We start from the raw sequence: 6,603 nt of genomic DNA on the forward strand, positions 1-6,603 counted from the left end.
GACCACCAAGTAACACCCACTGATTCAAAGGGGAAGAGCCCCTTAAGGAGCACTAATGACAGTCTCGGACAACCGAGAGGCAGACTGGCTGAGCCGCGGCGCCTCAACTAGCCTGCAAGGTCTTCGAGTCCTCGACCTCACGCGCATCTTGGCGGGTCCATACCTGACAATGTTGCTGGGCGACCTTGGCGCCGATGTCATCAAGGTCGAAGGTCCAACAGGTGATGATACAAGGCACTGGGGCCCCCCGTTTGTCGATGGCGAGGCCACCTACTTCTGGAGCGCTAACAGAAATAAGCGGAGCTTGGTCCTAGATCTCAAAAGCGATGATGGACGAGCAAAGCTCGCGGAATTAGCCCGTACGGCTGATGTCATCGTCGAAAACTTTCGACCAGGCGTAGCCGCGAGACTCGGGACGTCGTACGAGGACGCACGTCAACTAAATCCCAGGATCATCTACTGCTCCATCTCGGCTTTCGGCGAGGCCGAGGCCGCCAAGAATCTGGCAGGGTACGACCTTCTTGTCCAAGCCTACGGCGGTCTCATGAGCATCACAGGGACCGAGGGCAGCGGGCCCGTCAAGGCCGGCGTCGCTTTGGTCGACGTACTGGCTGGACTGCATGGATGTGTCGGGATCCTTGCCGCTCTGCAACATCGCCATTCAACCGGTCAGGGTCAGCGCATCAAGGTAAGCCTCCTCCAGGCGCTCCTCGCCTCCCTGGCTAACCAAGCAACAGCTTATCTAGGAACCGGACGCTCTCCGGGTTTGATGGGCAATCAGCATCCTTCGATCGTCCCCTACCAAACATTCTCGACCGCGGATGGTCAGATAGCGATCGCCTGTGGCAACGATCGACACTTCGAGTCCCTATGTGAGAGTCTCGATCGGCAGGACCTCGCCGGAGATGAGCGATACTCCACGAATACGGCACGGGTCGACAACCGATCGACACTACTTCCGACTCTAGAAGAGTCGACCAAGAAAATTGCGACACAAGAACTACAGGAGATGCTCACTAAGTCCGGCGTGCCGGCGGGCCCAGTAAACGATATAGCTGGTGCATTCGAAAGCGCGAGGCAGTTGGGCTTGGACCCCATTCGCCGGATCGAGCGCGAGGGGAAGACGATACCCCAGGTGGCCAGCCCGATCGAGATGTCGGAAACGCCTGTTCGTTACGACTATGCGCCCCCCGCCTTTCCGCAAGATCACGCGTGAGCCTTTCCTCAAAATAGGAGAAACAAATGTCTCCCCTCCAATCGGTCCTTCAACGCCTGACTGAGTCGTATACCCAGTCGCAGGTCGTCACCGTGCGATCCAGCCTCAGAACGTACGAAAGTGACGGTCTGGAACAATATGCATCCATACCTGGAGGAGTATTCCTGGCGCGGTCCGCCGAGGACGTCAGCCATGCTATCGCAATGTGTGTCGAGCGTGAAGTCCCCTATGTGATCCGCGGCTCTGGAACAGGACTGTCGGGTGGCGCGCTTCCCGATCCCGATGGTCTCCTCATTGTCGTTACGCAAATGCGGAGCATCATCGAGATCGATGACATCAATAGGTGCGCCGTCGTAGAGCCCGGTGTCATCAACCTCCAGCTCACCAAGCGGGCCGCGCCACACGGATACTACTTCGCGCCCGATCCGTCGAGTCAAACAATCTGCACAATCGGCGGCAATATCGCGGAGAATTCGGGGGGTGCCCATTGCCTAAAATATGGCTTCACCACCAACCATCTGACCGGACTTCGGTTTGTGACGGGGCAAGGCGATGCGGTTGATATTGGTGGCAAGTATCAGGAGCCTGTCGGGTATGACCTCCTTGGACTGATAGGCGGGTCGGAAGGTACTCTCGGCACCATTCTAGAGGCGACAGTTAAAATCACGAGGGCGCCGCAAGACGTCGTGACAATCCTAGCTGGTTACGAGACGATCGAAGGGGCAGCCGGCGCGACATCGGCGATCATCTCGAGCGGGATTGTTCCGTCTGCCATCGAAATGATGGATGCACTCGCCATCCAGGCGGCGGAGAAGGCTGTGGCGTGTGGATACCCGGACGGTGCCGGCGCGGTCTTGATCGTAGAACTTGATGGTCATGAATCCGAAGTGGCGGAGGAGGTGAGCCAGGTGGTGGCACACTTGAAAGCCAACAAGGCGTTCGGCGTTCGTACCGCAACGTCGGATACCGATCGCGCAAATATTTGGCGAGGAAGGAAATCGGCCTTCGCGGCGGTGGGCCGTATCAGTCCGAACTACTTGGTGCAGGACGGTGTCGTCCCACGTTCTAGGTTGGTAGCCGTACTCTCCGAAATAACTAGAATCTCCGGAGAATACGGTATGCGAGTAGCCAACGTTTTCCATGCTGGCGACGGAAACTTGCATCCCTTGGTTCTCTTCGACGCCGAAGAAGACGGCGCTCCCGAGCGCGCGGAGGAATTAGCTGGCGAGATTCTATCCTTGTGTGTCGCGGAGGGTGGTTCGATTACTGGCGAACACGGAGTGGGCACCGACAAGATCGACTATATGCACCTGATGTTCAATACAGACGAGCTCGATGTCATGAGGTCTGTCCGCAGCGTCTTTGACCCGGCGAACATCTTGAACCGAGGAAAACATATTCCGACACCGACAATGTGCGGTGAAACGGAAATGGGCACCGTACGGGCTGCAGGTCCCGGAAGTCAGGCAAAGCGATGATAAACCAAGACCAGATCTCCAACGATCTGCGGAACGTGGCGACCATTCGAGTCGCGGATCCCATCATTGGTGGAATACCTCCTCTCACCATCACGCCCGAGTCGGAGAACGACTTGATTGACGTGGTCAAATATACTCGTGAGAACGATATGACCATCATGGCGCGGGGGAGTGGCTCCGCTCTCCAGTGTGGTGGAGTGCCAAACGGCCTCGACGCAATGGTAGAAACGACCAAGCTGTCGGATATCGTGGAATATCATCCGGACGACCTTGTGGTGGTCACAAAGGCGGGGATCAGCCTCTCTGCGCTGAATGAGACGCTTCGACGCGACAACCTCGAACTGTCCTTAGACCCGCCTAGAGAGCGATATGAGAACGGTTCGACCGTTGGCGGGCTCCTGGCGACAGGCACGGCAGGGCCACGTGCGTTGGTACGACGCTCGGTACGTGATCTCGTGCTCGGGGTGCGCGCCGTTCTGCCGGACGGTAGATGCGTTCAGTTTGGTGGCAAGGTTGTGAAGAACGTCGCCGGCTATGACCTGTCGAAACTATTTATTGGTGCCTTCGGGACCCTTGGAATAGTTACCGAAGTGGCTTTCCGACTCCACCCACGCGCACATTCGTCCGCATACGTTGCGTCAAGTACCGATCTCGGCTCGGTAGCTGAGCTGATGGAGAAGATGGGCCGGTCACAACTTGTAGCTTCAGGCGTCGAGATGACTCGCCACCCTCGCAAGCAGGACGTCACCCTGGTGGCGGGCTTTGAGGGAACAGATCGCGGAGTGGAACGTCGCAGTGCGACGGCGATCGACGCTTTTGATGGCAAGCTGACCGAGCGCCCCGAGTGGTGGACTGATCTACCTGAGGCGGCCACTGTCTTTAAAGTGTCCTGCAGTCTTGGTGTGCTGGGAAAGGTTCTCCGACTGATCTCCGACATGGAGGACGAGCTAGGTATAGGCATCGAAGTCCGCGTATCGGGAACCGGCGTCGGATACGTTGGGGTCCACACGGCGGATAACGACTTGGCAGCGACGTTGCTGACCAAGATACGGGGCCTCCTCTCGGTAGATCGTCAGGGCGTATGTTCCATCTTGTATTCGAGTGAAGGGCTGCGGAACATAGTGGATCCCTGGGGCGAGGTAGACGGGCTAAAGTATATGCAAGAACTCAAGGATCGATTTGACCCAGATCGTAGACTCGCGCCGGGTCGATTCGTTGGAGGTATCTAAGATGGATATGGACGAGAACGATGTCCTGGGTCAGCTTGCCAGAGCTCGGGACAACGAGGCAAGCCCGGTCGGAGGTTCGTTCACGGCGCCGAACCCCCCCTCTCGCGATTTGATTGATGACTGTGTCCACTGTGGGTTCTGTCTCCCAGCATGCCCTACCTACAATCTTTGGGGTCAGGAGATGGACTCGCCCCGTGGGCGTATCCATCTTATGAAGCAGGCTCTGGAAGGTGAGCCGATCGACGCGTCGATGATGGGCCATTTTGATGCGTGCCTGGGATGCATGGCGTGCGTCACAGCTTGCCCGTCCGGTGTGCAGTATGACAAGCTGATCACGTCGACGCGCGCGCAGATTGAAGAGCTGAAGAGCGACAGTCGGAGCCGTTCGCAACGATTGTTGCGGGCAGGAGTCTTCGCGCTCTTCCCGTATCGGCGCCGTTTGTCAATTGTGCGGCCGCTACTGGCTCTGTATCAGAAGCTGCGGCTCGATGTCCTCGTGCGCAAGTCTGGAATCCTCGAGCGGATATCACCGTCAATGGCTATGATGGCCAGCGTTGCGCCACGCATCACTCCCTATGTCAAGCTCCCAGAATGCATTGACGCGGTTGGTCGTCCGCGACTTGTGGTGGGGATGCTGACAGGTTGCATCCAAGACGCGTTCTATTCAAATGTCAATGCTGCGACTGCCCGTGTGCTCTCGATGGAGGGCTGCGACGTGATCATTCCCCCGCAAGAATGTTGTGGGGCACTATCCCTGCACTCGGGGCGGGCGAAAGAAGGGCGGCGGTTCGCCCGCAATCTGATTGATGCATTCGAAAAGTCCGGTGTCGACCGCATTGTGGTGAATTCGGCAGGTTGTGGTTCCAGCATGAAGGAATATGCCGAGATACTAGAAGGCGACGATGAATACCGCGAGAAGGCGGAGGAGTTTGCGGCAAAGGTCGTCGATATCTCGGAGCTGTTGGACGAAATCGGTCCGCAAGCGACACGGCATCCGCTGAACATCACGATTGCATACCATGACGCGTGTCACCTGTCCCACGCTCAGGGCATTCGAAAGCAACCTAGAAGTGTCTTGACCGGAATCCCCGGGGTGACCTTGAGGGAAATCGAGGACGGCGATATCTGTTGCGGGTCGGCAGGCGTATACAACCTGCTGAACCCCGGGCCTGCCGGCGACCTTGGCGATCGGAAGGCAACCAACGTAGCGGCGACTGGTGCTGGTCTGCTCGTCACATCGAATCCTGGTTGTCTATTGCAAATTTCGGCGGCTCTGAGCAGAAAGGGCGAGTCGATGCTAACAGCGCACACGATTCAGGTACTAGATGCGTCTCTGCGCGGGTTGGATGGTAGCGAATTTGGCGCGTCTTTGCCGTCGGACCTGGGTGCGCGGTCGGATAGCGCTGCAGGTGGATGTCAGTGTGGTGGCCAGTGTGGTGGGAACTGAAACTAAGGGTGATGTGACAAATTGAGCGTTAAGGCTTGGCGCGACGGCAGTTTGGGTCGCCTCGAATTGACAAGAGAGAAGGCGCTGAATGCGTTGGATCTCCCTATGATCCGCGCTTTGACAGCAGAGCTGGACCGATGGCGTGAAGACGCTAGCGTTCACGAGGTGATGATCTCCAGTAGCCTTGCCAAGGCGTTTTGCGTGGGGGGAGATGTCAAGGCAGTTCGGCAGCTGGTGGTAGAGGGCGATGTTGATCAGGCGGACGCGTTCTTCGGAGAAGAGTACGACCTGATTCGGCTCATCGCAGAGTATCCTAAGCCGTGTATTGCTATGGTCGACGGCTATGCTTTTGGCGCAGGTATGGGGCTGGGCGTGCACTGTGCGTACACGGTATGTACGGAAACGTCGTCGTTTAGCATGCCAGAAGCGCAAATCGGCTTCGTGGTGGATGTCGGCTCGTCGTATTACCTGACCAGGCTGCGCGGAGACAAATCTGGGGCCATCGGTCGGATGCTAGCTCTATGTGGATATCGTCTCCGAGCGCATGAGGCGCATCGTCTAGGTTTGGTGGATGCAGTCGTGCCGAACGGCTCGACGAGCGAGGTGATCAACGCCATCGGTCGGCATGGAGTTGCGCGTTGGTTGAGCGAACATGACTCGGCGGCCATCACGGGGGACGCTAAGCCTGGGCTTGACGGTTCGCGCGTGGTCGACGTGTTCGATGGATCCTCACTTGAGGAGTTGATGGCCTCCGTACAGGATCCGACCAGCGAGTTGGAGACCAAAGTGCGTGACGGCCTGGCCTCGTCGTCGCCGACGTCACTGTCGCTCATTGATCTACTGTTGGCAGAAGCGCGCGGACTGAGTGTGGCTGAGTGTATTGATCGGGAGTACGCGGCCGCGAAATGGTGTCTACGACGATCAGACTTCGTCGAGGGCGTCGGTGCTGTCCTCGTTGACCGAGGTCGGGAGCCTGGGTGGCAGCCGGCAGCGTTTGAGGGCGTCGATGTGTCCGAGGCTATGAGGGTGCAGTCCTAGCCTCAATCGCGGGGAGCGTTCCTCGTGGTCGTCTGGCCGGCCCGTGTCGGCTGATGCCGTCGGCGTGGCGTCCCACGGGTGGACTGTGGCGAGCTACCTTCTAGGGCGTGTCTCCCATATGTGAGGGGGTTTTGCCTTGAGGGTTGTGGGATGGCTACTACTGCAGCGTCCCGGGATCGGGCTCTTTCGGATGAG

The 6,603-nt window shown here is 58.0% G+C and carries 5 protein-coding genes; all 5 read left to right on the plus strand.

Features of this window, described 5'->3' with window-relative positions; genetic code table 11:
• Window positions 1-55 precede the first annotated feature (55 nt).
• Genes K338_RS23280 through K338_RS23285 form a run of 5 tightly spaced genes read left to right on the plus strand, consistent with a single transcriptional unit; the run spans window position 56 to window position 6,408 of the window.
• Entirely contained in the window at window positions 56-1,216 is a 1,161-nt protein-coding gene (locus K338_RS23280) for a CaiB/BaiF CoA transferase family protein (RefSeq protein ID WP_084481336.1), read from the plus strand.
• A gap of 26 nt (window positions 1,217-1,242) precedes the next feature.
• Complete coding sequence (locus tag K338_RS25255) at window positions 1,243-2,694, plus strand: FAD-linked oxidase C-terminal domain-containing protein (RefSeq protein WP_084481339.1); 1,452 nt, start codon at window positions 1,243-1,245, stop codon at window positions 2,692-2,694.
• The gene (locus tag K338_RS25260) at window positions 2,691-3,923 is read left to right on the plus strand and encodes an FAD-binding oxidoreductase (RefSeq protein WP_084481342.1); all 1,233 of its coding nucleotides are present in this window, start codon (window positions 2,691-2,693) and stop codon (window positions 3,921-3,923) included. Before K338_RS25255 ends, K338_RS25260 begins: the two co-directional genes overlap by 4 nt.
• Window positions 3,924-3,930: 7 nt before the next feature.
• Window positions 3,931-5,370 (plus strand): (Fe-S)-binding protein, encoded by a 1,440-nt coding sequence (locus K338_RS25265; protein WP_157612536.1) that lies wholly within the window; start codon window positions 3,931-3,933, stop codon window positions 5,368-5,370.
• A 21-nt stretch (window positions 5,371-5,391) separates the two neighbouring features.
• The gene (locus tag K338_RS23285) at window positions 5,392-6,408 is read left to right on the plus strand and encodes an enoyl-CoA hydratase/isomerase family protein (RefSeq protein ID WP_084481347.1); all 1,017 of its coding nucleotides are present in this window, start codon (window positions 5,392-5,394) and stop codon (window positions 6,406-6,408) included.
• Window positions 6,409-6,603: the final 195 nt, after the last annotated feature.

The sequence above is a fragment of the Ruania albidiflava DSM 18029 genome, from assembly GCF_000421225.1.
GTDB classification, from domain to species: domain Bacteria; phylum Actinomycetota; class Actinomycetes; order Actinomycetales; family Beutenbergiaceae; genus Ruania; species Ruania albidiflava.

Coding starts and splice junctions, on each gene's coding strand:
- K338_RS23280 (WP_084481336.1), top strand. CDS start 56: ATGACAGTCTCGGACAACCGAGAGGCAGACTGGCTGAGCCGCGGCGCC.
- K338_RS25255 (WP_084481339.1), top strand. CDS start 1,243: ATGTCTCCCCTCCAATCGGTCCTTCAACGCCTGACTGAGTCGTATACC.
- K338_RS25260 (WP_084481342.1), top strand. CDS start 2,691: ATGATAAACCAAGACCAGATCTCCAACGATCTGCGGAACGTGGCGACC.
- K338_RS25265 (WP_157612536.1), top strand. CDS start 3,931: ATGGACGAGAACGATGTCCTGGGTCAGCTTGCCAGAGCTCGGGACAAC.